Source organism: Rhodopseudomonas sp. P2A-2r, from assembly GCF_026015985.1.
Taxonomy (GTDB): domain Bacteria; phylum Pseudomonadota; class Alphaproteobacteria; order Rhizobiales; family Xanthobacteraceae; genus Tardiphaga.
In genome coordinates, this window is record NZ_CP110389.1 from 3981200 (window position 1) to 4007952 (window position 26753).

Annotated in this window: 20 protein-coding genes and 2 pseudogenes; 2 read left to right on the forward strand and 20 right to left on the reverse strand. The window is 64.1% G+C overall.

Annotated features, from left to right (window positions below; translation table 11 throughout):
• Positions 1-23: 23 nt before the first annotated feature.
• From scpB to ONR75_RS19295, 6 genes are all read right to left on the reverse strand, one after another.
• On the reverse strand, positions 24-1319 hold the full coding sequence (gene scpB, locus ONR75_RS19270) for an SMC-Scp complex subunit ScpB (protein ID WP_265078675.1): 1296 nt from the start codon (positions 1317-1319) through the stop codon (positions 24-26).
• Positions 1320-1340: 21 nt separating this feature from the next.
• A complete protein-coding gene (locus ONR75_RS19275; protein ID WP_265078676.1) occupies positions 1341-2174 on the reverse strand; it encodes a segregation and condensation protein A in 834 nt (277 codons plus the stop codon).
• On the reverse strand, positions 2171-3199 hold the full coding sequence (nagZ, locus tag ONR75_RS19280; protein ID WP_265078677.1) for a beta-N-acetylhexosaminidase: 1029 nt from the start codon (positions 3197-3199) through the stop codon (positions 2171-2173). The genes ONR75_RS19275 and nagZ overlap by 4 nt, the downstream gene beginning before the upstream one ends.
• 46 nt (positions 3200-3245) lie before the next feature.
• Positions 3246-4661, reverse strand: coding sequence for an SPOR domain-containing protein (locus ONR75_RS19285; protein WP_265078678.1), 1416 nt, complete (start codon positions 4659-4661; stop codon positions 3246-3248).
• Positions 4662-4765: 104 nt separating this feature from the next.
• Entirely contained in the window at positions 4766-6553 is a 1788-nt protein-coding gene (argS, locus tag ONR75_RS19290) for an arginine--tRNA ligase (RefSeq protein ID WP_265078679.1), read from the reverse strand.
• Between the two features lie 153 nt (positions 6554-6706).
• On the reverse strand, positions 6707-7921 hold the full coding sequence (locus tag ONR75_RS19295; RefSeq protein WP_265078680.1) for a deoxyguanosinetriphosphate triphosphohydrolase: 1215 nt from the start codon (positions 7919-7921) through the stop codon (positions 6707-6709).
• Positions 7922-8022: 101 nt separating this feature from the next.
• On the opposite strand from ONR75_RS19295, the gene erpA reads away from it, so the two are divergent.
• On the forward strand, positions 8023-8355 hold the full coding sequence (gene erpA, locus ONR75_RS19300) for an iron-sulfur cluster insertion protein ErpA (protein ID WP_265078681.1): 333 nt from the start codon (positions 8023-8025) through the stop codon (positions 8353-8355).
• Between the two features lie 63 nt (positions 8356-8418).
• Here the strand turns inward: erpA and ONR75_RS19305 are convergent, their stop codons facing one another.
• The 3 genes and pseudogenes from ONR75_RS19305 to ONR75_RS19315 form a co-directional block, all read right to left on the reverse strand.
• A complete protein-coding gene (locus tag ONR75_RS19305; RefSeq protein ID WP_265078682.1) occupies positions 8419-10284 on the reverse strand; it encodes a hypothetical protein in 1866 nt (621 codons plus the stop codon).
• A 199-nt stretch (positions 10285-10483) separates the two neighbouring features.
• A complete protein-coding gene (locus tag ONR75_RS19310) occupies positions 10484-13612 on the reverse strand; it encodes an efflux RND transporter permease subunit (protein WP_265078683.1) in 3129 nt (1042 codons plus the stop codon).
• A 3-nt stretch (positions 13613-13615) separates the two neighbouring features.
• Positions 13616-14742: pseudogene (locus tag ONR75_RS19315) on the reverse strand (efflux RND transporter periplasmic adaptor subunit).
• Positions 14743-14905: 163 nt separating this feature from the next.
• Here ONR75_RS19315 and xth point away from each other — a divergent pair.
• Positions 14906-15697: an exodeoxyribonuclease III gene (gene xth, locus ONR75_RS19320; protein ID WP_265078684.1), complete on the forward strand. Its 792-nt coding sequence runs from the start codon at positions 14906-14908 to the stop codon at positions 15695-15697.
• Positions 15698-15895: 198 nt separating this feature from the next.
• Here the strand turns inward: xth and ONR75_RS19325 are convergent, their stop codons facing one another.
• The 11 genes and pseudogenes from ONR75_RS19325 to ONR75_RS19375 form a co-directional block, all read right to left on the reverse strand.
• Positions 15896-16714, reverse strand: a complete 819-nt coding sequence (locus ONR75_RS19325; RefSeq protein WP_265078685.1) for a tetratricopeptide repeat protein — start codon at positions 16712-16714, stop codon at positions 15896-15898.
• Positions 16701-18433: pseudogene (gene ilvD, locus ONR75_RS19330) on the reverse strand (dihydroxy-acid dehydratase). Before ilvD ends, ONR75_RS19325 begins: the two are co-directional and overlap by 14 nt.
• A gap of 289 nt (positions 18434-18722) precedes the next feature.
• Complete coding sequence (gene lpdA / locus ONR75_RS19335) at positions 18723-20141, reverse strand: dihydrolipoyl dehydrogenase (RefSeq protein ID WP_265078686.1); 1419 nt, start codon at positions 20139-20141, stop codon at positions 18723-18725.
• Positions 20134-20382: a hypothetical protein gene (locus tag ONR75_RS19340; RefSeq protein WP_265078687.1), complete on the reverse strand. Its 249-nt coding sequence runs from the start codon at positions 20380-20382 to the stop codon at positions 20134-20136. Before ONR75_RS19340 ends, lpdA begins: the two co-directional genes overlap by 8 nt.
• Positions 20383-20401: 19 nt before the next feature.
• A complete protein-coding gene (locus ONR75_RS19345; RefSeq protein WP_265078688.1) occupies positions 20402-21775 on the reverse strand; it encodes a pyruvate dehydrogenase complex dihydrolipoamide acetyltransferase in 1374 nt (457 codons plus the stop codon).
• Between the two features lie 2 nt (positions 21776-21777).
• Positions 21778-22083, reverse strand: a complete 306-nt coding sequence (locus ONR75_RS19350) for a DUF5076 domain-containing protein (protein ID WP_265078689.1) — start codon at positions 22081-22083, stop codon at positions 21778-21780.
• Positions 22084-22086: 3 nt separating this feature from the next.
• On the reverse strand, positions 22087-23505 hold the full coding sequence (locus tag ONR75_RS19355; protein WP_265078690.1) for a pyruvate dehydrogenase complex E1 component subunit beta: 1419 nt from the start codon (positions 23503-23505) through the stop codon (positions 22087-22089).
• 35 nt (positions 23506-23540) lie between these two features.
• A complete protein-coding gene (gene pdhA / locus ONR75_RS19360) occupies positions 23541-24572 on the reverse strand; it encodes a pyruvate dehydrogenase (acetyl-transferring) E1 component subunit alpha (protein WP_265078691.1) in 1032 nt (343 codons plus the stop codon).
• A 245-nt stretch (positions 24573-24817) separates the two neighbouring features.
• Positions 24818-25135: an FtsB family cell division protein gene (locus ONR75_RS19365; RefSeq protein WP_265078692.1), complete on the reverse strand. Its 318-nt coding sequence runs from the start codon at positions 25133-25135 to the stop codon at positions 24818-24820.
• Positions 25136-25202: 67 nt separating this feature from the next.
• Positions 25203-25760: an NADPH-dependent FMN reductase gene (locus tag ONR75_RS19370; protein ID WP_265078693.1), complete on the reverse strand. Its 558-nt coding sequence runs from the start codon at positions 25758-25760 to the stop codon at positions 25203-25205.
• A 197-nt stretch (positions 25761-25957) separates the two neighbouring features.
• Positions 25958-26632, reverse strand: a complete 675-nt coding sequence (locus ONR75_RS19375) for an HAD family hydrolase (RefSeq protein WP_265078694.1) — start codon at positions 26630-26632, stop codon at positions 25958-25960.
• Positions 26633-26753: the final 121 nt, after the last annotated feature.

A 26753-nucleotide genomic window follows, 5' to 3' on the forward strand; every position in this document is an offset into this window, starting at 1 on the left:
GTGTCGCCACCCGGCCGCACGGATCAGCTTTCGTGGTCCTTTTCCGGCTTTGCGTCGTCGCCGTCGACGGCATTCGGCTCAGCAGTGCCTGCGTCCGCCGCCTCGGCCTCGGTTTCGTCCGCTGCCGAAGCTTCGGCTTCCAACGTCTCGGGCTCGTCCAGTTCCGCTTCGGCATCTTCGACGTCGAGCGCTTCGGATTCCTCGAGATCCTCGGCCTCCAGATCCTCCAGCGTCAGCACGGCCTCAGCCTCGCCGGTCTCTGCTTCGATCTCGATCTCGACCGATTCGGCTTCGAATGCGACAGCATCAACGGATTCAACGGCTTGCGGTGCGGCAGCGGCGGGATTCTCGAACTCCAGCTCGGCGGCAGGCGACAGCATCAGCTGGAGATCGTCGACTTCCAGCGGATCCTCGTCGTCGCGCAAGGCAGGATCGTCGGACGGATTGGGCACGCTGAAGCCCGAGGGCAGCCGCGAATCCAGCAGGCCGGTACCCTTCAGCTCTTCCAGCCCTGGCAGATCGCCCAGCGCTTCGAGACTGAACTGCGACAGGAAGCTCTCGGTGGTCCCGAAGGTCAGCGGCCGGCCCGGCGTCTTGCGACGGCCGCGCGGCCGGATCCAGCCGGTCTCCAGCAGCACGTCGAGGGTGCCCTTGGAGGTGACGACGCCGCGAATGTCTTCGATCTCGGCGCGGGTCACCGGCTGGTGATAGGCGATGATGGCGAGCACCTCGATTGCCGCACGCGACAGTTTTCGCGTCTCGGTGGTCTCGCGCGTCATCAGCCACGACAGATCGCCGGCGGTGCGGAACGTCCACTTGTTGGCCACGCGCACGAGGTTGACCCCGCGCAACGAATAATCGGCCTGCAGCCGGGCCAAAGCGGCCTTGATGTCGACGCCGTCGGGCATGCGCTTCGCCAGTGCCGCTTGATCCAGCGGCTCGCTGGCGGCGAACAGCAACGCTTCGAGCAGCCGCAATTCGTCCGGCCGTGACTCGACCTCGGCAGGCTGTTCCGGCGCGGCTTCGACGGCTACGGGTTCGACGGCTACGGGTTCGACGGCTACGGGTTCGACGACGGCAGGTTCTTCGACAGCAACGGCTTCTTCGACAACGTCAGCGTCTTCGGCGACATCAGCATCATCGACAACGACAGCATCATCGACAACGACAGCGTCTTCGACGATGACAGCTTCTTCGACGACGATTGCCTCGACGGCCACGGCTTCGACGTCCACAGCGTCGACCTGAACAGAATCGACCTGCACGGAAGCGACCTCGGCGTCGTCGTCAGCGACGCGTTTTTCGGCACGGCTTGCCATGGGTGAATCTCCTTCTTCCACTTACTCGACCGGAGCGTCCGGCTCCACCAGCGCCGCCGACGCAGACTGCGCCGGGTGCTTGCGGAAATACAAAGGTGCGAACGCGTCCTTCTGGTGCAGGTCCATGGTGCCTTCGCGGACCATTTCCAGCGCCGCGGCAAAACTCGACGCCATCACCGTGGCCCGCTGCGCGGGGTCGACCACATAGGCCAGCAAATACTCATCAAGCCGGCTCCAGTCCTCGGCCACGCCCACCAGTCGCTCGAGCGAGGCGCGCGCCTCGGACAGCGACCACACAGTGCGCTTGGCCAGATGCACCGTGGTCAGTACCCGCGCCTGGCGCTGGGTAGCATAGGCGGATAACAGATCGTACAGCGTCGCGGTGAAATGCGGATGCTTGACCTCGGAAATCGACTCCGGCTGGCCGCGCGGAAAAATATCGCGCATCAATTGCGGCCGGGTCATCAGCCGGTTGGAGGCCTCGCGGATGGCTTCGAGCCGGCGCAGCCGGTTGGCCAGTGCCGAGGCCATATCCTCGGCGCTCGGACCGTCGGGCGTCGCCGCCTCCGGCAGCAGCAGCCGCGACTTCAGGAACGCCAGCCACGCCGCCATCACCAGATAGTCGGCCGCAAGTTCCAGGCGGATCTTTCGGGCCGCCTCGATGAAGATGAGATACTGGTCGGCCAGCGCCAGGATCGAGATCTTGTGCAGGTCGACCTTCTGCTGCCGCGCCAAAGCCAGCAGCAGATCGAGCGGACCTTCATAGCCTTCGACGTCGACGACCAGCGACGGCTCGTCGTCCACGGCGATTTCGGCGGGCCGTCCGGTTTCAAACGACAATATCTCTGCGCTCATGTGCTGGCCATCCCTGCGCGAGCGATCAATGCATCCAGTTCCGCACGACCGGTCGCGCGGTCGAACGCCTCGGGCGGCTTTCGCGCAGCCAGCGCCGCATTGGCCCGCACAAGGGCCTGACCGGCCAGCAATGGCGTCTCGGCGGCAACCGCACGCATCTCATCGAGCTTGCCGTTGCAATGCAGGACCATGTCGCAGCCGGCCGTGACGATCGCCCTGGTCCGCTCGGCGATCGATCCCGCCAGCGCATTCATGGACACGTCATCACTCATCAACAAACCTTGGAACCCGATACTGCCGCGAATCACCTGAGCGATGATTGTCGCAGATGTCGTCGCGGGTTGGGCGGCGTCGAGGGCGCTAAACACAACATGTGCAGTCATCGCCATGGGTAAATCGGCCAAGGGCCGGAAAGCGGCGAAATCCACCCGCTCGAGTTCCGCGGTGGAGGTATCCACGACCGGCAATTTGAAATGGGTGTCGGCGGTGGCCCGGCCATGCCCGGGAATGTGCTTGAGGACCGGCAGCACGCCGCCCTGCTCCAGTCCGTCGGTGACGGCGCGGGCGATGGCGGCGACCTTGACCGGCTCGGTTCCATAGGCCCGGTTGCCGATCACCGCATCCGCCTCGGGCACCGGCACGTCAGCCAGCGGCAGGCAGTCGACGGTAATGCCGAGATCGATCAGATCGGCGGCGATCAGCCGCGAGCTCAGCCGCGCCGCGGCAAGGCCGAGCTGCGGATCGATATCGTAGAGGGTGCCGAACACCGCGCCCGGCGGATAGGCTGGCCAGTGCGGCGGGCCAAGCCGCTGCACCCGCCCGCCCTCCTGATCGATCAGGACAGGGGCATCTGGCGCGCCGACCGCGGCGCGCAGATCGGACACCAGCCGGGCGACCTGCGCCGGCGTGTCGATGTTGCGCTTGAAAAGGATGAAACCCCACGGCCGCTCGGCGCGAAGAAAATCGCGCTCGTCGGCCGTGAGTTCCAGTCCGGATATGCCGGTGATAAATGCGCGCGTGCTCATGGGGCCGATTAGCCCCCATCAACGTCCAGGGTCAAGGAAACGGCCGTTAATTCCTTTGGACGACGCACTGTCCGCCGGCAGATTTCAGGTTGCCGCAGAACGTGGTGGCTTCATCGGGCGACCCGAACGGACCGACCATGGCGCGGTAATAGGTACCTTTTTCGCCCAGATCCGCCCGTTTGATCGTCGCAGTGCGGGAACCCAGTACCGACGGGTACTTGCCCTGCAGCGCCCTGAACGATGCCTGAGCATCCGCTTCATTGCGCTGTGACGCGATCTGCACCAGATAGCCTCCGCTGGCGGACGTCGGCGCAATCTGGGTCGGTGCCGCAGTGGTCGACGCCACGCGGGCGGCCGGCACTGTCGCGGGGGCAGCCTGCGGGGACAGCGACAATGGCGCGTTGGCCGATGCGTTTGCGTTGGCAGCGGGCGTGCGGACCGCAGCGGCCGGAGCCGCCGTATTGCGCCCTGGGACCTGCTTGGCCGCAGGCGTCGCGTTGGGATCCTGGTCGCCCTTCACCGAAAAGGTGCGGATCTTGCGCGGTTCGTCAGCCCCCTGAACGTTCGTATTGCCCGTCATCGCCTTGCCCGCCGGCGAAACGCTGGCGGTCGACGGCGGATTGGCGTTGACGTTCAGCGGCGGAAACACCACGCGCGGTCCGGCCTTGGTGTTGTCCTGCACATTGACTGGCTGTTCTTCGCGCGACACAAGCTTCTCCGGCGCGGCGCCGCCGAGGCGGTCCTGGATCAGTTTGCCGCTGGCGTCCGTCGAACCCGTGGCCGACGGCGGCACGACCTTGTTCGGACCAGCATCGGCCTTGATCACTGGCGGCTCGCCGCTGCGCGGCGATCCGACAAAGGTGCGGTAGGCGAAGGCCGCACCGGTACCGACCACGGCCAGCGCCAGCACGACGGCAACCGTCATCATCCCGCCGCGGCGTTTCTGCGGCTCTTCGGCCACTTCGCCATATCCGTCCGGATAGGCATAGGAGTCGTCCTGATAGTTCTCATCCTGGGCGTGAACGTCGTGGCCCGGCAACTGGCCGTAAAGCGCGTCGTCATAGCGACCGGGATCCGCCTGCGGCGCGTCATGGCTCGCAGCCGCAAAGGACGGCGCCTGATGATAGTCCGCACCGGCCTCGTAATGCTCGTCCTGATAGCGCTGCGCGGGTGGCTGCGGGGAATAATCCTGCCTGGTATCATGCCGCGCATCGTGAGCATTGGCGCGCTGCATCCACGGCGGCGGGCTGGACGGCGAGTTATCGTCGTCCTGCTCCTGCGCACTGTCATCGCGGCCCGGCGCGGGATTGTCGCGACCGAAGTTGGCGAACGGATCGGTCTGGCCGATCAGGCGCGCCAGCTCGGCCAGCGGATCGCCCTCCGCCTTGGGACGCGCATGGGCATCGCCGCGATCGTAATCGGCGTCCGCGGGAAAGGGTCGGTCCTGGTACAGATTAGCCATCGTGATGTCGCATCCCCTTCGGGAAAGCTGCCGGCCCGCTTTTCAAGACGAAACAGCTGCTGCTTAAGCCGCCACGGATCCCCACGTGACCGACCGTCCCCTGCCTAACGCATCTCGTCCGGTGCGGTAACGCCGAGTACGGCGAGGCCCGAGGCCAGAACCGAGACAACGCTCTGGACCAATGCCAGCCGCGCCTTGGTAAGTACTGCATCATTAGTGATAATGAAGCGTAAATGAGGCATATCGCGCCCCCGGGTCCACAGCGCATGAAAATCGCTGGCAAGATCATACAGGTAGAAAGCGATACGGTGCGGCTCATGCGCCAATGCCGCAGATTCAATCATCCGCGGATACAACGCCAGCTGCCGCATCAACCCCAGCTCGGCCGGATCGTCCAGCCGCTCGACCGCCGCATCCGTGAGATAGGCAACCCGGGCGCCGGTTTCCAGAGGCAGGTCAGTCAGCATTTCGCGGGCATTGCGGAAGATCGAATGGCCGCGCGCGTGGCCGTACTGGACGTAGAAGACCGGATTGTCCTTGGACTGCTCGATCACCTTGGCGAGGTCGAAATCCAGCACCGCGTCGTTCTTGCGAAACAGCATCATGAAGCGCACCGCGTCGGAGCCGACCTCGTCGACGACCTCGCGCAGGGTGACGAAATCGCCAGAGCGCTTCGACATCTTCACCGGCTCGCCGTTGCGCAGCAGCTTGACCAGCTGCACGATCTTGACGTCGAGCACGCCCTGCCCGTCGGTCACCGCCTTGATGGCCGCCTGCACCCGCTTGATGTAGCCACCGTGATCGGAGCCCCAGACGTCGACCATGTTGCGGAAGCCGCGGTCGAACTTGGTCTTGTGATACGCGATGTCGGAGGCGAAATAGGTGTAGCCGCCGTCCGACTTCAGCAGCGGACGGTCGACGTCATCGCCATAGGCGGTGGCGCGGAACAGTGTCTGCTCGCGGTCTTCGTAATCGTCGACCGGCTTGCCCTTGGGCGGCGGCAGCCGACCCAGATAGACGTCTCCCTTGGCGCGCAGGAAATCGATGGTGGCAGCGACAAGATCGGCGTCGCCGTCGATCAGCGAGCGCTCCGAGAAGAAAACCTCATGGGTGATGTTGAGCGCCGCGAGATCGCCGCGGATCATTTCCATCATCCCGGCAATGGCCTTCGCCCGCACGGTCGGCAGCCATTCGGTCTCCGGCTGTGCCCTCAGCTTGTCGCCAAATTCGGCGGCCAGCGCCTGCCCCACCGGGACCAGATAGTCTCCGGGATACAGACCTTCGGGGATCGCACCGATCTCTTCGCCGAGCGCCTCGCGGTAGCGCAGGAACGCCGAGCGCGCGAGCACGTCGACCTGGGCGCCGGCGTCGTTGATGTAATATTCGCGGTTGACGTCATAGCCGGCGGTCTCCAGCAGGCTGGCCAGCGCGTCGCCGAACACCGCGCCGCGGCAATGGCCGACATGCATGGGCCCGGTCGGGTTGGCGGAGACGTATTCGACATTGACCTTCTCGGCCGCGCCGACTGCGCTGTGGCCGTAGCGCACGCCGTCGCGCAGTACCGCACGCAGCGCATCCGCCCAAGCCACGGTCTTCAGGGTCAGGTTGATGAAGCCGGGTCCGGCGACGTCGACCGACGCAATCAGATCATCGTTGCGCAACCTGGCGGCGATGATGTCGGCGAGGTCGCGCGGCTTGGCTTTGGCTTCCTTGGCCAGCACCATGGCGGCGTTGGTCGCCATGTCGCCATGGGATGCCTCGCGGGTCGGCTCGACCACCACCCGCGACAGATCGAGCCCGGCCGGCAGCGCGCCTTCGGCGGCGAGCGCCTGGCAGGCCGCATGGACACGCGCGAGGACATTGGCGAACAGATGCGGAGACGGAACGGACATCGCTGAAACCAGAACTTGCGCCGGACGATTCCGGCTGGATTGCAGGGGGTTGGATAGACGTTTTGCGGGCTCACCGCCATTTCTTTGATGGAGTCGGCGCCGCACTACCGAAACTGCCAATAATACATATAATCAGATACTTATATCGACACTTTAACGTAATTCGGGAGATGAATCGAACAGTCGCATATGCTCGGTAATGGCAAAGCGGTCAGTCATCCCGGCGATGAAGTTGCCGATCCGGCGTGCCCGATCGGTCTCGCTCTCCGGCCCGGCGCCGCGAACCGGAAGCCATTCCGGCGGCAGATCCTCGGGCGCCCGTTGATAGCGTGCGAAAAGGTCGAACAGGATGCACTCGGCCTCGCCCATCACCCGCATCACCCGCTCATGTCGATACATGCGCAGCTTGAGGAACGCCTTGATGGCGGCCTCGGCAGCGGCGGCCTCCGGCGGGAACGCGACCAGCACCTCGCCGTGATGACGGACGTCCGCGGCCGAAGCCGGTCGCGCATCGGCGAGGCGCCTCTCGGTCTCGCCGACCACCGCCCCGATCAGATAGGAGATCAGTTCGCGCACCAGTTCGGCGCCGCGCCGGCTTTCATCGAGATCGGGGTAGTGCTGCGCGATCTCGGCGATCATCCCGGCAGTGAGCGGGATCTCCTTGAGATCGTCGACGCCGAACAGGCGGGCGCGCAGGCCATCGTCAATGTCATGGGCGTCGTAGGCGATATCGTCAGCCAGGGCGGCGACCTGCGCCTCCAGCGAGGCGAAGCTCGAGAGTTCCAGATCGTAGGTGCGGTCGTAGTCGGTGATTCCGAACGGCAGGCCATGTTCGGCATAGCGCCCGATGGCGGCACCGGACGCGTCGGTGAGCGGGCCGTTGTGCTTGACCACGCCTTCCAGCGCCTCCCAGGTCAAGTTGAGACCGTCGAAGTCGGGGTAGCGATGTTCCAGCGAGGTCAGGACGCGCAAGGTCTGGGCGTTGTGGTCGAAGCCGCCGTGATCCTTCAGGCATTCGTCCAGCGCCCGCTCGCCGGCATGGCCGAACGGCGGATGGCCGAGATCGTGGGCCAGCGCCAGGGTTTCGGTGAGATCCTCGTCGAGGCCGAGCTGGCGGGCGATCGCCCGGGCAATCTGCGCCACCTCCAGCGTATGGGTCAGCCGTGTTCGGTAGTGATCGCCTTCGTGGAACACGAACACCTGGGTCTTGTGTTTGAGGCGGCGGAAGGCGGTGGAATGGATTACCCGGTCGCAGTCGCGCCGGAACGCGCTCCGGGTTCGGCTTTCCGGCTCCGCGAACAGTCGCCCGCGGCTGTGCGCGGGATCACAGGCATAGGGAGCGCGGGGAGCCGCCATTCCGACCGACAAGGGTGTTTATCCTCTATCCAATTGATTCCACGGCCCGGCGCACTTAACTATGGACGGCGGCATATTCAAACCAATGAATACCCGCGTCACGGAGCCAGATCATGACTGCAGCCAACGTCACCATCAGCGAGCGGGCGGCCCGCCGCATCGGCGAGATCCTGAAGACCGAGGGCGACGGCGCCATGCTGCGCATTTCCGTCGAAGGCGGCGGCTGCTCCGGCTTTTCCTACAAGTTCGATGTCGATCGCGCCAAGGCCGATGATGACATGGTGATCGCCCGCGAGAATGCCGTGGTGCTGGTGGACTCGGCTTCGGTGCCGTTCCTGGCCGGCTCCGAGGTCGACTTCGTCGATGACCTGATCGGCGCGTCGTTCCGGGTGGTCAATCCGAATGCCACGGCGTCGTGCGGCTGCGGCACGAGTTTTTCGATCTGATCGTCGATCGCCGGAATGGCGCGTGTCATGCGCCGCTCCCACGTCCGGTGTATCGGCTTCCGTCTATCTAGTCCGTCCCACGCTCCCTGAGATGGCCGTCGGCTCAGACTCGTCAAGCCTGGGTATGCGTCGCAGCTGCCGATCCAGCTCGCGAAAGACATATTCCGTCGCCTTGTAGGGCGTCGAAATCCGGCGATCCAGGCCATCGTTGAGCAGCACGTGCACGCCGTCACGCCCGGCCATCTGATGGCATTGGGCGCAGGTCATGCGGTTGAAGGTCAGTGCCTCCGGATCGTGGCGCCGGGGATCGCGGTAAGTTGTGGGCATGAGGTCGTCGAGCACGCTTTGCAGCTCGGCTTTCCGAGAGCCGACGGACTTGTCGGCAGCGAGACGGAACAGCGGGGTGTCGAAGGCGCTGGAATAGAAGCCGACGTTCACCCCCTCCCGCACCACCGCCACCGCTTCCAGCACCCTGTCCAAATTGTAGGATCGGCTCAGCGTCCCGAACACCCAGAGCCCCGTCAGCGACGAACTCCAGGCCACGGTCTGAACCGGCCGGGGCCCGATCGAATCCCGAATGAAGTCTGCGGTGGCCGTGTCGGTCCCCGATCCGCCGGCCGCGCGGACTCCCGTCAAGGCGTCCGCCCAGTGCAGGAATTCGGCAATGGCGACGCGCCGTACCGGCGCGGGCAGCAGCCGGTCGACGGCGTCAAAATCGAGATGGATGAACAACTGCTCGTAGGCCCGGCCTGGAAATCGCGGGCTCATCAGCTGGTAGACCATGCGGAGCTGGGGAATCTCCTGGGGGGCAGCGAAGTGCACGTCGGTCTCCGGCTCGCCCGGACGCAGGATCACCGACACCAGCTTGAAATGCCCGGGGTCGGAGACGTCGGCCGTCACGTCGCGGATCGGTTCGATGGTCGTGCCCGAGGTGTAGAAATTCTTCGGGCTGACCTGCGTGGCGATGTTGAGCGTGTCGCCGCCGGGCTCCGTCGCCGGATCGAAGCCGGCCACCGGCTGGCCGTTGAGGAATTTCAGGACCTGCGCAAAGCCGTCCTTGCCTAACGTCGCCCCGAGGGCAAAGCGCTGTTCAAGCACCGGCTCGGCCGCGAAGAACAGATGCTTCGGCTGGGTCAGGAAGCGCAGGCCGCTCTGCGTGCGCGGCGTATCGATGCCATGGTCGGGCGCGAAGCCGTCGGGGTAGAACCACATGGAATTGTGCCGCAGGCTGTAGCTATCGTCGTAGCTCGCCCACTGGTCCTGCGACGTCTTGAACTTTTCGGAAATCAACTTGAGCACGCCGACCTTGGCTTCGTAGTGCGCGAGCAGCTCCGGCGGAATGTCCGCGAATGTCCTGAAGCTCTGCGCATAGCCGTAGATGGATTTGACCGGATCGAACAGCTCGCTGAGTTCGTGGGCATGGTGCTTGCCGCACTGGGCGCCGGGACGCAGCTTCACATAGTAGTCGAAACTGATGTCGATCAGACTGTAGCCGGCAGCGCGCAGCTCGCCGTACATGTCGGGGAATTCGTCGATGTGGCGAACCCAGTAGACCGACTGGATGCGGCAGCCCTCCGGCGTGTCGCCGGTCGAGAAGTGATCGATGTGACGGTTCAGCTCGGAGAAGCCGGCCTTGACCAGCTGCGGCCAGCTCTGCTGGTAGCCGAGCTGGAACACCGGATAGATCGGATCGGCCGCGCCCAGGCCGGTATCGAAGAACAGGTATTTGAATTTCGGACGCGAGAAGCCGAAGTCCTGCTCGAAATGTGTGAGGATGTCGTAGACCGAGCCCGGCCGCAGCGCGGCGTGGTTGCTCTCGGTGATGATCTCCTGCCATCGATGGCGCACAATCGACAGCGGGGCGCCGTCGGCGAGCGTGAAGACGATGCCAGCGAGGCACACGAACAGGACGCCCAAGAACTTTTTCATTGATCTTGCTACGACCTTCGCCGTGCGCGTTCAACCTTGCGGAAAGTTCCTCCCCGTCAAACTCGCCATGCTTTATCGCCGGCGCGTCACGAGTTCGTTGCAATTAGCTGGCGCGGCGTTCCGCTGCGATCCGACAACGCGCCGCGCGAGTCGCGAATTTTAGCCCAGCGTCGCGGCGCGGATGCAAAGTCGGTGCGGATTACTCCGCCGCGATCCCGTGCTGCCGCCCAGCCTCTTCGGCTTCGTCGTATTGCGGCTCGAGGCGGCGCTTCAGCTTGCGATCGATGCGGTCGAGATAGATGTAGATCACGGGGGTAATGAACAGCGTCAGCAGCTGCGACACGCAGAGGCCGCCGACCACGGCGATGCCAAGCGGCTGGCGCAATTCGGCGCCGGCACCGGCACCGAGCGCAATCGGCAGCGTGCCGAAGATCGCTGCGAAGGTGGTCATCATGATCGGTCGGAACCGGAGCAGCGCCGCTTCGCGGATCGCGTGCTCGGCCGACAGTCCGACGCGGCGGCGCTCCAGCGCAAAGTCGACCATCATGATGGCGTTCTTCTTGACGATACCGACCAGCATGACGATGCCGATCATGGCGATGACGGACATCTCCATGTTGAACAGCATCAGCGTCAGGATCGCACCGATGCCCGCCGACGGCAGGCCGGAGATAATGGTGATCGGGTGAATGAAGCTCTCGTAGAGAATGCCCAGGATCACGAAGGCGGCGAACACAGCGGCGAGGATCAGCACGCCCTGCCCGCGCAAGCTGTCCTGGAACACCTGCGCGGTGCCGGAGAAGCCGGTCGCGATGGTCACTGGCAGGTTGGATGCGCCCTCGATGGCGGTGATCTGGTCCACCGCATAGCCGAGGGAGGTTCCCGGCACCAGGTTGAACGAGATGGTCACCGCCGGCTGCTGGCCCTGATGATTAATCTGCAGCGGCCCCACCGTCGGCACCAGCCTCGCCACCGCGCTGAGCGGAATGGTCTGGTTGTTGCCCGTCTTCATGTAGAGTTTTGAGATGTCCGACGGGTCGATCCGGAACTGCGGCTGCGCTTCCAGGATGATCTGGTAGTCGTTGGACGGCATGTAGATAGTGCCGACCTGGCGCGAGCCGAAGGCATTGTAGAGCTGGTTGCGCACCTGATCGACGGTGATGCCGTAGACCGCGGCCTTCTCGCGGTCGATGTCGACGGTCATCTGCGGATTCTTGATGTAGAGATCCGTGGTCACGTCGAGCAGTCCGGGCACCTGGGCGATCTTGTCGCGCATTTCCGGCGCCAGCCGGTACAGCGACTCGGTGTCGCCGCTCTGCAGCACATACTGGTACTGACTCTTCGAGGGCCGGCCGCCGATATTGAGGTTCTGAATGCTCTGGAAGAACGCCTGCAGGCCCGGCACCGCGGTGGCCTTCTGGCGCAGCCGTGTCATCACCGCCTGGGCGCTGTCGCGCTCCTTCTGCGGCTTGAGCGCAATGAACAGCCGGCCGTAATTCGCGGTCGGATTCGGCCCGCCGGATCCGACCGTCGAGTTGATGTAATCGACCGCGGGGTCGGATTTCAGCACTTCGGTCAGTGCCTGCTGCCGTGCCTTCATCGCCTCGAACGAGGTGTCGGTGGCGGCTTCGGTGACACCGGTGAGGAAGCCGGTGTCTTCCTGCGGGAAAAAGCCCTTCGGCACGATCATGTAGAGATAGACCGTGCCGCCCAGGGTGGCGATGGTCAGCAGCAGCATCACCGCCTTGTGCGCCAGGACATGGTCGAGCGCCCACTCATAGCCCCTCAACCAGGCAGCGAACATCGCCTCGAAGGCGCGGAGGATGATGTTGTCCTTCTTGTGCGGGTCGTGCGCCTTGAGCACGCGCGCGCAGAGCATGGGAGTCAGCGTCAGCGACACGAAGCCCGACACAATAATGGCCGCGGCGATGGTGATCGCAAATTCGCGGAACACGCGCCCGACAATGCCGCCCATCAGCAGCACGGGAATGAACACGGCAATCAGCGAGAAGGTGATCGAGATGATGGTAAAGCCGATCTCGCGCGCGCCCTTCAGCGCCGCCTCGAACGGTCGCATGCCGTGCTCTATATGGCGGACGATATTTTCCAGCATCACGATGGCGTCGTCGACCACGAAGCCGACCGACAACGTGAGCGCCAGCAGCGTCATGTTGTTGATGGAGAAATCCAGCATGTACATCACGGCGCAGGTGCCGAGCAGCGAGATCGGCACCGCCAGCGCCGGGATGAAGGTGGCGGATGCGGAGCGCAGGAACAGGAAGATCACCATGATCACCAGCGCCACGGCGATCAGCAGGGTCTCCTCGACGTCGCTGACCGCCTGGCGGATCGACACCGAGCGGTCCATCATGACGTTGACGGCGATCGACGGCGGGATTTGCGCGCGCAGCGACGGCAGCTTGGCGCGCACGCCATCGACCACTGCCACGGTATTGGCGTCGGGCTGTTTCTGGATCGCCAGCACGATGGCGCGTTCGCTGTTCAGCCAGGTTGCGACCTTGTCGTTCTCGACGCTGTCATAGATCTTGGCGACCTCGTCGAGCTTGACCGGCGAGCCGTTGCGCCAGGCCACGACCACCTGGCGGTAGTCGATCGCCTTGTCCATCTGTCCGGACGCCTGCAGCGAGATGTCCTGCTTGGGGCCGTTGAGGGTGCCGACCGGCGTCGAGGAGTTGGCGCGGGACACCGCCGTGCGGATGTCTTCCAGCGACAGACCACGCGCCGCAGCGGCCTCGGGATCGGCCTGGACGCGTATAGCGAATTTCTGCGCGCCGTAGATCGTGACCTGGGCAACGCCCGGAATCTGCGACAACGCCTGCCCGATGGTGATGTCGCCATATTCGTTGACCGTCGACAGCGGCAGCGTCGACGAACTGAGGGCCACAAAAAGTACTGGGAAATCACCGGGGTTCACTTTGCGGAAACTCGGCGGCGTCGTCATTTCGATCGGCAGGCGGCGTTGCGCGATGGTCAGCGCGGTCTGCACGTCCAGCGCCGCGGCGTCGATACTGCGGTTGAGGTCGAACTGGATGGTGATCGCGGTGGTGCCCTGCGACGAGCTCGACGACATCGACGAGATGCCGGCGATGGTCGAGAGCTGGCGCTCGATGACGCCGGCGACCGATGCCGCCATGGTGTCGGCGCTGGCGCCCGGCAGGGTCGCCGTTACGGCAATGGTCGGGAAATCGACCTTGGGCAGCGCCGAGACCGGCAGCAGACGAAAGCCGAAAATGCCAAAGGCGATGATCGATGCGGTGATGAGCGTGGTCATCACCGGTCGGCGAATGCACAGCTCCGAAAGGGTCATGGCTCAGGCTCCAGCCTTGCGCGGCCGCGCTTCGACGCGCGTCCCGCTCGACAGCAGCAACTGGCCGTCGACCACCACGTCCTCACTGCCGGAGAGGCCGGAGGAGATCGCCGACAAGCCCTGGAAGGTGCGTTCAACGGTAACCGGCTGAACCTGGGCGACGCCCTCCTTCACCACGAACACGAAGTTGCCGGTCTGGCTGCGCTGCACCGCGACCGTCGGCACCACCACGCCATCCACGGTGCGCACAATCAGCTTGGTCTGAACGAGAGTCCCAGGCCACAGCGTCTCATTGCCGTTGTTCATGATGCCCCGCACTGTGACCATGCCGGTGGTGGAGTCCACGCTATTCTCCACCATGGCCACCTTGCCGTCCTCGGAGCGGCCGCTGTTGGGAATGGTGGCGATCACCGTGGTCGATCCCGCAGCCATGGCCTCGCGGAGATCGCCGAGAATGCGCTGGGGAATCGCGAAGGACACATAGACCGGCGCCATCTGGTTGATGGTTGCCAGCGGCGCCGTGTCCGCCGGACGAACGAAGTTGCCCACCTTCACGTTGGCGGCGCTGATCCGGCCAGCGAATGGTGCGCGGATAGTCGTGAAGCTTTTTGCACCCTGAGATTGTCGAGCGCCGACTGGTCGGCCTGGATCGTGCCGGCGAGAATGTCGGACTGGGTTTTGGCGTTGTCGACATTGACCTGGGTCGTGGCGCCCTTGCCGATCAGGTCGCTGAAGCGCTTGAGGTCGCGTTCTGCGCCGGCGAGCTGCGCGCGATCGCGGGCCAGCGCGCCTTCGGCCTGCTCGATCTGGGCATCGATCTGGCGCGAATCGAGGGTGAACAGCAGGTCGCCCTCGTTGACCTTGGCGCCGTCCTCGAAATGCACGGAGACAATGGTGGTCTCGACGCGGGATTTCAAAGCGACGCTGGAGATCGGCGTCACGGAGCCAATGGAATCCACTTCATAAGGAATCGGTTTGCGTTCGGCCTTGGCCAGTTCCACCGAAACGACACGAGGGCGCGGCGCCTTCTGGGCTGCCGTATTCCCGGTGGTCCAGGACGATTTTGTCAGATAGGCCGTCAGTGCGACGGCCCCCAACAGGCCCACGAAGATCCATGTACGTTTCTTCATCACATCCCACGTCAACCGGTCTGGAGCATCGGGAGCACTCCTCGATTCTCCGTCCCTCACAGCGACTTAGTGCGCTTTATGCTTAAAGCGTATCATGCCCCTCCATCCGATGGTATGCCAGCCTGACTTATTTTTGCCATTGTTGTTACCGGAATCCCATCCAATGAGAATTGCAACGTGGAACGTGAATTCGGTCCGGCAGCGGCTTGACCATCTATTGACCTGGCTGCGCGATTGCGCGCCAGACGTGGTCTGTCTGCAGGAGATCAAATGCGTCGACGAGGCATTCCCGCGGGAGGCCATCGAGGCACTCGGCTACAACGTGGTCACCCACGGCCAGAAAACTTTTAACGGGGTCGCGCTGCTCTCGAAGTATCCGCTCGAGGAAGCAAATCCGGGGCTGGCCGGCGACGCCGAGGATTTGCACGCTCGCTTCATCGAAGGCGTGGTGTCGCTGAAATCGGGCGTGGTGCGCGTCGCCTGTCTGTATCTGCCCAACGGTAATCCGGTTGAGACCGAGAAATACCCCTATAAGCTGAAATGGATGTCGCGGCTGCACGACTACGCGCAGCAACGGTTGAAGACCGAAGAGCCGCTGATCCTGGCTGGTGACTTCAACGTGATCCCTGCGGCGGCTGACGTCCACAACCCCGCCGCCTGGGCCAATGATGCGCTGTTCAAGCCGCAGACCCGCGAAAGCTTCCAGGCCCTGCTCGGTCTCGGCCTCACCGACGCCCTGCGCGCCGTCACCGACGAGCCCGGCCAGTACACGTTCTGGGACTACCAGGCCGGCGCCTGGCAGAAGAACTGGGGCATCCGCATCGACCATCTCCTGCTATCGCCGCAGGCCAGCGACCGGCTCACCAATGTCGGCATCGACAAGTATGTCCGCGCCTGGGAAAAGCCGTCGGACCACGTGCCGGTATGGATTGATCTGGATCTTGAGGTCGCGTGAGTTGATCGCGCGCGGCCTGATCCACAGACGCAGCTGTTATCGCCCGGCTTGACCGGGCGACCCAGTATTCCGTGAAGGAATTGGGAAAATACGAAGACAACTGCCAGCAGTGTCGAAATCCAAACTGAAGCCGGCGTTTACTGGGTCACCCGGTCAAGCCGGGTGACGACAACCGAGCCCGAGGCGCTTTCCCCAGCCTCAGTCCTTGCGGCCCTGCACCCAGTGCTCGAGCATCTGCAGCGCCATGGCGCGGTCGTCTTCGGAGGCCTTGGCGATCGCCTTGTTGTAGCTGTCCTTGATCCAGGTCTCGTCCGGCGCAGCGCTGTCGCGCGCCAGCGTCAGCCACATCAGGCCGCGCGCCGCCTGCCTGGGCAGTTGTTCGCCGTTGAAAAGCATCTGGCCGAGCATGGCCTGGGCCTGGTGCTGGCCCTTTTGCGCGGCAAGGCCGAGCCAGCGCGCGCCATACTTGGTGTCGCGCGGCGCGCCGATGCCCTTGAGGTACAGGCGGGCCAGATCGTATTGCGCATCGGCATTGCCGAAATAGGACGCGGCATAGGAGAACATCTCGCGCGCCCGCTCGGTGTCGACCTTGACCTTGGAATTCGGAATGCCGTCGAGGTAGTAGCGGCCTAGCGCCACAAAGGCGTTGGCGACGATCGCCGCCTGCGGCGCCGACGGGCTATCCTCGGCGTGCGCATTGGCGATGCGGCTGAAATATTCGAAGGCGCGCAGGTCGTCCTGCATCACGCCGTTGCCGTCGGCATACATCCGGCCGAGCTTCCACTGGGCGATCGGGTGACCGCCTTCGGCGGCATATTGCAGGGCAGTCAGCTGGGTCGAATTATCCGAGGGGGCCGCCTTCTTCAAGGCGGCGGCGGTACCGGACTGCGCCGATACCACCGGGATCGCCGTATCCGTGCCGTTCACCGCGGCGCCATCAAAGGCGGACGCGGGACCGGCCACAGCTGCGGCTCCCAAAGCAAACGCTACAAGAATGATACGCCTAGATGTCCGCATAACACTGTTTCTCGTGCGCCCCGCCCGGATGGGTGACGGCACCATCGACCGCCGGTCCAACCTGCTGGGCATATTTCCAAAGCGCACCGGTCGTGTGGTCTGTCGCACGCGGCTTCCATTTGGTCTTGCGCTCGGCCAATTCCGCGTCAGTCAATTTTACGTTAAGTGTGCCGTTGTCTGCGTCGATCTCGATGATGTCGCCATCTGCGAGCAAAGCGATCGGGCCGCCGATGGCGGCTTCAGGGCCGACATGGCCGATGCAGAAGCCACGGGTGGCACCGGAGAAACGACCGTCAGTGATCAGGGCGATCTTGCCGCCCATGCCCTGCCCGGTCAGGGCTGCCGTGGTCGAGAGCATCTCGCGCATGCCGGGACCGCCGCGCGGCCCCTCATAGCGAATCACGAGGACTTCGCCCTCTTTGTAGGTCTTGCTCTTCACCGACTCGAACGCATCTTCCTCGCGGTCGAAGCAGCGCGCAGGTCCGGTGAATTTCAGGTTGGACATGCCGGCGACCTTCACGATCGCGCCCTCCGGAGCCAGATTCCCTTGAGTCCGACAACGCCACCGGTGACGGTGATCGGCTTGTCGGCAGAACGAACGACGTCCTGGTGGGGATTCCATTTCACGTTCTTCAAATTCTCCGCAATCGTACGGCCGGTAACGGTCAGGCAATCGCCGTGCAGGTAGCCGTGATCGAGCAATGTCTTCATCAGCAACGGTATGCCGCCAACTTCAAACATGTCTTTGGCGACATAACGGCCACCCGGTTTCAAATCCGCGACATAGGGTGTCTTTTTGAAGATTTCCGCCACGTCAAACAGGTCGAACTTGATACCGCACTCGTGCGCGATGGCTGGCAGATGCAGTGCAGCATTGGTCGAGCCGCCGGACGCGGCAACGACGGCAGCAGCATTCTCCAGGGCTTTGCGGGTGACGATGTCGCGCGGCCGGATGTTGCGCGCGATCAGCTCCATCACCTTCTCGCCGGCAGTGGTGCAGAACGCATCGCGGATCTCATAGGGCGCAGGCGCCCCGGCGGAATAGGGCAGCGCCAGACCGATCGCTTCCGATACCGTCGCCATGGTGTTGGCCGTGAACTGGGCGCCGCAGGCGCCGGCCGACGGACAGGCCACGCGCTCGATCTCGTCGAGATCCTCGTCGGACATCTCGCCGACCGAATGCTTGCCGACCGCCTCGAACATGTCCTGCACGGTGACCTGCTGGCCACGGAAATTTCCGGGCAGGATCGAGCCGCCATAGATGAATATCGAGGGCACGTTGAGCCGGACCATGGCCATCATCATGCCCGGCAGCGACTTGTCGCAGCCGGCGAGCCCGACCAGCGCGTCATAGGCGTGGCCCCGCATGGTCAGCTCGACCGAGTCGGCGATGCACTCCCGGGACGGCAGCGACGAACGCATGCCGTCATGGCCCATGGCGATGCCGTCGGTGACAGTGATGGTGCAGAATTCGCGCGGCGTGCCGCCGGCGGAGGCGACGCCCTTCTTGACGGCCTGGGCCTGACGCATCAGCGAGATATTGCAGGGAGCGGCTTCGTTCCAGCACGACGCCACGCCAACGAACGGCTGGTGGATCTGCTGGGTGGTCAGCCCCATCGCGTAGAGATAGGAGCGATGCGGCGCCCGCTCCGGCCCTTCCGTCACATGACGGCTGGGCAGGCGCGACTTGAGGTTGCTGGCTGGCGTCTTGGCGTCCATCTTGAACCCGTTTCCCCGGCCATCTCCCTGAACCCGGAAAATCTTGTGATTTCCCATTGTCTTCGCGAGCGCCGTGGCCGTTAGCTGACGAAGAATGATTTCACGGAGGCGTGTGGCTAAATAGCGGCGCACGCAAGGGCCGGCGGTGGCACCGGCCAAATGTTGGGGAACTGTTGCTTGGGCGCAACATTCGTTGCCGCACAGCAACCCTCTGGAATGCGACTAAGGTACAGTCCAAACGACGATGGCCGGCTCGGGAGCCTGCCATCGCGACCCGCGCTCGGGTTTTCTACATATTCAGGACGCGCCCGTAGGCGTCGAGGACCGCCTCCTTCATCGTCTCCGAAATGGTAGGATGCGGGAAGATGGTGTGGAAGAGCTCTTCTTCCGTGGTTTCCAGGTTCATGGCCACCACAAACCCCTGGATCAGTTCGGTGACCTCCGCGCCGACCAGATGCGCGCCGAGCAGCTGCCCGGTCTTCTTGTCGAAGATCACCTTGGCCAGGCCCTGATCTTCGCCCATGGCGATGGCCTTGCCGTTACCGACGAAGGGGAAGCGGCCGACGCGGATCTCGCGACCGCTCTCCTTGGCCTTGGCCTCGGTGAGGCCGACGGAAGCCACCTGCGGCTGGCAGTAGGTGCAGCCGGGGATCAGCAGCTTGTCCATCGGATGCGGATGCATTCCCTTGATGGCCTCGACGCAGATCACGCCTTCATGCTCGGCCTTGTGCGCCAGCATCGGCGGCCCCGCGACGTCGCCGATGGCGTAGATGCCCGGCACGTTGGTCTTGCCATAGCCGTCGATGACGATGCAGCCACGCTCGGTCTTGACCCCGAGCTTCTCCAGGCCAAAGCCCTCGATGTTGCCGACTACGCCGACCGCGGAAATGACGCGGTCGAATTCCTGGGTCACCGGCTTCTTGCCGTCGTCGATGGTGGCGACGACGCTGTCGGCCTTCTTGTCGAGCTTCGTCACCTTGGTATTGGCAAGGATCTTGATGCCCTGCTTCTCGAACTGTTTTCGCGCGACGGCGGCGATCTCGGCGTCCTCGACCGGCAGGATCTGCGGCAGCACCTCGACCACGGTCACTTCGGCGCCCATGGTGCGATAGAACGACGCGAACTCGATGCCGATGGCGCCGGAGCCGACCACCAGCAGCGACTTCGGCATCCTGTCCGGGTTCATCGCCTCGAAATAGGTCCAGACCAGCTTCTTGTCGGGCTCGAGGCCCGGCAGCGCGCGAGGCCGCGCGCCGGTGGCGACGATGATATGCTTGGCAGTATAGGCGCCCGGTCCCAGCGCGCCCTTCGGCGCAGCGGCTTCCGACTTCTTCACCGTGAACTTGCCGGGCGCGTCCAGCATCGCCTCGCCCCAGATGATCGAGACCTTGTTCTTGTTCATCAGGTATTCGACACCGCCATTGAGGCGCTTCACGACGCCGCGCGAGCGCGCGATCACCGCCTTGATGTCGAACGACACGTTGTCCGCCGACAGGCCGTAGTCCTTGGCGTGCTGCATGTAGTGATAGATCTCCGCCGAGCGCAGCAGCGCCTTGGTCGGAATGCAGCCCCAGTTGTTGCAGATGCCGCCAAGATAGGCCTTCTCGACGATCGCCGTCTTGAAGCCGAGCTGCGCGGCGCGGATCGCGGTGACATAGCCACCGGGGCCGGAGCCGATGACGACGACGTCGAAGGATGTATCAGCCATGTTGCACTCCGCGCGCCGACCGGCGCTGTCTTGAAATCAAAAATCGACGGATTCCGAATTCGATCAATCCCGTCGCCGCAAGGATTCCCAGCGCGCAATAGATCAGGAACTGTCCGAGGCTGCGCGCCAGTTGCTCACCGGAATTGTAGGCGTTGTAGAGGATGTCGTATCCGACCGGATTCAACGCCGCCGCGGCGGCGATCAGCAGCGATATCCAGGGCCATGAAGTTCTGACTTTCATGAGCCACCGGACCTGAGCCTCACACCACCATCATCACGGGATTTTCGATCAGCTTCTTGAAGGCGGTGATCAATTCCGCGCCGAGCGCGCCGTCGATGGCGCGGTGGTCGCAGGACAGCGTCACGCTCATCATGGTGGCGGCGACAATCTGGCCGTTACGCACGACGGCGCGTTCCTCGCCGGTGCCGACCGCCAGGATCGAGGACTGCGGCGGGTTGATCACCGCGGTAAAATCCTTGATGCCGAACATGCCAAGATTGGAGACCGACGACGCGCCACCCTGGTATTCATTGGGCTTGAGCTTCTTGGCCCGGGCGCGCCCGGCAAGCTCCTTCATCTCGTTGGAGATCGCCGAAATCGACTTGATCTCGGCCTGGCGAATGATCGGCGTGATCAGGCCGAACGGCAACGCCACAGCGACGCCGATGTCCGAGTGCTTGTGGCGAAGCATGGCGGCCTCGGTCCACGATACGTTCGCTTCCGGAATCTTCTGCAGAGCAACCGCCATTGCCTTGATGACGAAATCGTTGACCGACAGCTTGTAAAGCGGCTTGCCATCCTTGTCCTTGCCGGCCGCAGCGTTGATCTCTTCCCGCGCGGAAGAGAGCTTGCCGAGATCACAGTCGACGGTGAGATAGAAGGTCGGCATCGAGTTGGTTGCAGCCGTGAGACGTTGCGCGATGGTCCGGCGCATCGAGTCATGCGGCACGCTTTGGTAATCGCCCTGCTCGTACAGACCGAGAATCTGCTGATCGGACATGGCCGGCGCACCGATCAACGCCGTCGCGCCGGCGGGAGCACCAGCCGACGATGCCGCTGCCGCCTTGAGGCCGCCGCCGGACTTGGCGGTTTCGACATCCTTGGCGATGACGCGGCCGTGCGGACCGGAGCCGTTGATGCGGCCGAGTTCGATGCCGGCTTCCTTGGCCAGGCGCTTGGCCAGCGGCGAGGCGAAGACGCGCGCGCCATTGCTCGCCGGCGCAGCTTCTTTCGCCGGAGCCGGTGCGGCCGCGGCGGGCGGCGGCGCCTTCTCCGCGGCCGGCGCAGGCACAGGCGCGGCAGCAGGCTTTGACGGTTCCCTGGGCGCTTCGGCCGCAGCCGGCGCCGGCTTTGCGTCAGAGGCCCCTGCCCCTGCCGCCTTCACATCTTCACCGTCCGCAGCCAGCACCGCGATGATGGCGTTGACCGCCACGTCCTGGGTGCCTTCCGGCACCAGAATCTTGGCGATGGTGCCCTCATCAACGGCTTCCACTTCCATGGTCGCCTTATCGGTCTCGATCTCGGCGATCACGTCGCCTGACTTGACCTTGTCGCCCTCTTTCTTGAGCCACTTGGCAAGGTTGCCCTTTTCCATCGTCGGCGACAGCGCGGGCATCAGGATGTTGATTGGCATTGTCAGTGACCACCTTGTTGCGACTGCGACGTGGTGCCCACGTCAGTGGGCCGCGCGATTTCGGCTTCGAACATATCGACGATGCGGCTCAGCGCCTCGTCCTCGGAAAACTCGCTCTCGCGCCCGTAGGCGCGCGCGGCGTGGCGGGCGATGTCGACCAGCAACATGCCCCACATGTCGGGCTCCTCGAAGGCGCGGGTGAACGCGATCGACAGGCCGCCGTCGACCACAAACGCACGCAACACTTCGACGGCGTCATCGCGGCCCACGACGTCTGGCGGCAGCGGTTGCTCCTTAGGCCCCGCCATGCGTCACCGATAGCAAACGGCTTTGGCAGCCGCGACGACGTCGGCCACGGACGGCAGCGCCAGCTTCTCGAGATTGGCGGCATAGGGCATCGGCACATCCTTGCCCGACACCCGGCCGACCGGCGCGTCAAGATAGTCGAAGGCGTGTTCCATGATCCGGGCGGCGATTTCGGCACCGACGCCGGACTGCGCCCAGCCCTCCTCCACCGTCACCGCGCGGCCGGTCTTCTTCACGGACTCGACGATGGTGTCGGTATCCATCGGACGTAGGGTGCGCAGGTCGATGACTTCGGCGTCGATGCCTTCCTTGGCCAGTTCCTCGGCGGCCTTGAGCGCGTAGTTCATGCCGTTGGACCACGAGATCAGGGTAACGTCCTTGCCCTTGCGGGCGATCTTCGCCTTGCCGATCGGCACGATGTATTCATCGAGCTTCGGCACTTCGCCGGTGTGGCCGTACAGCATTTCGTTTTCGAGGAAGATCACCGGGTTGGGATCGCGGATCGCGGCCTTGAGCAGGCCCTTGTAGTCGGCGGCGGAATGCGGCGCGACCACCTTGAGGCCGGGGATCTGCGAGTACCAGGCCGAGTAGTCCTGGCTGTGCTGCGCGCCGACCCGGGCAGCGGCACCGTTGGGTCCGCGGAACACGAGCTGGGCGGTCATCTGGCCGCCGGACATATAGAGCGTCTTGGCAGCGGAGTTGATGATCTGGTCGATCGCCTGCATGGCGAAGTTGAAGGTCATGAACTCGACGATCGGCTTCAGGCCGGCCATCGCCGCGCCGACGCCGACGCCGGCAAAGCCGTGCTCGGTAATCGGGGTGTCGATGACGCGGCGGGCGCCGAATTCCTGCAGCAGGCCCTGGGTCACCTTGTAGGCGCCCTGATACTCCGCGACTTCCTCGCCCATGATGAAAACGTCTTCATCGCGGCGCATCTCTTCGGCCATCGCGTCGCGCAACGCTTCGCGGATGGTCATGGTGACCATCTCGGTGCCTTCCGGAATTTCCGGATCGGACTCGACCGTGGCCTTCGGCGCCACCGCGGCGGTGTCGCCCTGCGGGGCAGGCGCCGGTTTGGTGTCGGCCGCCGGCGGCGCGGACTGATCCGCCTTCATCTGCGCGGCGGGCTCGGCCGCGGCCTTGGCTTCCTTGGATGCCTCGGCAGCCGCCGAGGCATCTTCGCCGTCGGCCAGAATGGTCGCAATCGGCGTGTTCACCGCGACGTCTTGGGTGCCTTCCGCGACCAGGATCTTGCCGAGGGTGCCCTCATCGGTGGCCTCGACTTCCATGGTCGCCTTGTCGGTCTCGATCTCGGCGATGACATCGCCGGACTTGATCGCGTCGCCTTCCTTCTTCAGCCATTTGGAGAGGTTGCCCTTCTCCATGGTCGGGGACAGCGCGGGCATCAGCACTTGAATGGGCATAGGAACTCCGGATCGATCTTCAGGGCTGCGCGCGCTTAGCGGTAGATGTCAGTGTAAAGCTCGGACGCATCCGGCTCGGGATCGTGCTGGGCGAAATCCGCGGCTTCGTTGACGATGTCGCGAACCTCTGCGTCGATCGCCTTCAGGTCCTGCTCGGTCATCTTGGCGGCGAGCAGCCGGTTGCGGACCTGCTCGATGGGATCGGAATCGTGGCGAACCTTGTCCACCTCTTCACGGGTGCGGTACTTGGCCGGATCCGACATGGAATGGCCGCGGTAGCGATAGGTCTGCATCTCCAGGATGAACGGACCCTTGCCGGCGCGGCACCATGCCACGGCCTTGTCGCCGGCGGCTTTCACCGCGCGGACGTCCATGCCGTCGACCTGCTCGCCCGGAATGTTGAAGGAGATGCCGCGCTTGGAGAAGTCGGTCTGCGCGGAGGAACGGGTCACCGAGGTCCCCATGGCATAGCGGTTGTTCTCGATGATGTAGACCACCGGCAGCTTCCACAGCTCGGCCATGTTGAAGCTCTCATAGACCTGGCCCTGGTTCGACGCGCCGTCGCCGAAATAGGCCAGGCTCACGAGGTCATTGCCGCGGTAACGGTTGGCGAAGGCCAGGCCGGTGCCGAGCGACACCTGGGCGCCGACGATGCCGTGACCGCCGAAAAAGTTCTTCTCCTTGCTGAACATGTGCATGGAGCCGCCCTTGCCCTTGGAATAGCCGCCCCGGCGTCCGGTCAGCTCGGCCATGACGCCCTTGGCTTCCATGCCGCAGGCCAGCATGTGGCCGTGGTCGCGATAGCCGGTGATCACCTGATCGCCCTGCTTCAGCGCCATCTGCATGCCGACCACGATGGCTTCCTGGCCGATGTAGAGGTGGCAGAAGCCGCCGATCGCGCCCATGCCGTACAACTGGCCGGCCTTTTCCTCGAAACGCCGGATCAGCAACATGTCGCGCAGCGCGCGCAGCTCCTGCTCCCGGTTGAAGTCAGGCGGCGCAGGATGGCTTGCGCCATTGCTGGTTGCCTGTGCCGTTTGCGCGACGCTCTTTTTCGGTGCGGCCATGAGAATTCCGGATACGAGAGTGAATGGCCCTCTCTACTCCAACTACCAGCGGCATGAAAGGGACTGCCTGTCGCGGAGTATCGGCAAGTCATGTCGCACTGCAGCGAAGAGCAACATTCGCGATTGAATGAAGCGTGTTTTGTAATTTGCGGAATGGCAACCACGCACCGAGCCGAGGGCAGGTCCTGCAGACGTTGCGCGGCGAACCGGGAATGCCGCGCCGCGCTCCGACTCGAGATTGAAAATCAGTTCGGCTTGATCACTTTGACCAGGTCGCGCGGGTGAGCGTAGTCGAGTTGGTAGCGCACCCGCTCGTCGAGCATGTCGGGATCGACACCGCTGGAGCGCAGCAGCGACACCCGCTGTTCGCCCTCGGCGCGCTCCTTTTTCAGGCGCACCAGTTCCGAGGTCAGCGCCACGATTTCCTGATCGAGCTCCTGGCGGGCATTGAGGCCGTATTTGCCCGTGTAGGCGTTGACGCCGAAATAGCCGATCAGCATCGCCGCCAGCGCATAGAGCGCGAGCCCGGTGAGAAGCGATTTGAGTCGGGTATGCTTGACCATGGCGGAAACATGCGACGACCTGGTTAAGGGACTGCTAAAAACCAGGCCGTCGCCGCGAATCAGCCGCCTATTTCTTGATCTGCGCGACCCATGCCGCGAAAGCGTCGATATAGGCCTGCATGACCGGCTGCAGGCCGTCCTTGACGATCTCGCCGTTGTCGTCGAACGCGTCGCCGATGTGGTTGAGGTAGATTTCCGGCTGCTGCAGGATCGGACCGGTGATCCCGGGCAGGATCCGCTTCAGGTCCAGCGCCGCGGAGACGCCGCCCTGCGGGCTCGGCGAGTTGCCGACGATGCCGGTCGGCTTGCCGAGGAACGCGCTCTTGCCGTAAGGCCGCGAGGCAACGTCGATGGCGTTCTTCAGAACGCCGGACGTGCCGCGGTTATACTCTGGGCTCACGAACAGCACGGCGTCCGAGGCCTGGATGGTCTCGCGAAACTTGACCCAGTCGGCCGGCGGAGCCGCCTCGAGGTCCTGGTTGAAGAACGACAGCCCTTCCAGCGTCACGATGTTCAGCTTCAGCGTCGCCGGCGCCAGCCTGGCGAAAGCCTTGGCGATCTTCAGCGAAAACGATTGCTTGCGAAGGCTGCCGACGATGACGGCAACGCTGTACGGAGTGCTCATGAGAAGTCCTCTAAAGTGAGATGTCGGCGAAGATTCCAACCGCCTTCACCTACCCCCTTCGCCGAAAGATGCAAGTGCATGCATTCAGCGCCGCGGTCGCAAAACCGTCAATCTGTGGCTGCTGCCAGACCTCTGCAAACACATCTTCGTCATCACAACGAAACAACGGCGGCTTCGGGCCGGAGCCGCCGTTGTCGCTACCACTGCATCCGTTCTGCGAGCCAGCCGACCAGTTCCGGCGTATCGAAGGAATTGGCCGTCGTCGCGGCCCCCGCCGCGAGCAGATCGTCATGGCCGACACTGGTCCGGATGCCGACGGTGGCGATGCCGGCGGCCGAGGCCGCCTGCACGCCGGCACGGGAATCCTCGAACGCTACCGAGGCCTTCGGGTCCGCGCCGAGGGCACGGAGGCCCTCCAGGTAGGGCAACGGATGCGGCTTGCCATGCGCCAGTTCGTCGCCGATCACCAGCACCGCGAAACGGTCGGCGATGCCCAGGCCGGCCAGCATCATCTCGGCATTGAGGCGCGGCGCGTTGGTCACGGCCGCCATCGGCACGCCGGCCCGGTCGGCGACGTCGAGGAGTGCCATCAGACCGGGCAACGGCCGGATCTCCGCCGCCGCGAGGTCGCGGAACACGGCTTCCTTGCGCTCCATGACGGCGAGTTGTTGCTCCGGCGACTCGTCGGCGAGAAACCTCTGCTGGATCGATGCCGTGGAAAATCCCTGCACCTCACGACCGAACCGGGCGCGATCGAAGCTATGGCCGTAAGGCCCGAATACCTGGTTGAACGCGTCGAGATGCAGTGCATCGGTATCCGTCAGCGTGCCGTCGATATCGAACAGCAGCGCCCTGCCGGTCGGCTTTATCATGAAACGATCCTCCAAGCCCGGCATCTACGCCATTTTACCGTCAGGCGTCACCCCCGATCCTGGTTGCATGGCCCGCGGCGCCAAGCCATGCTTGCCGGACATCGCAATCCAGGGCCCGGCC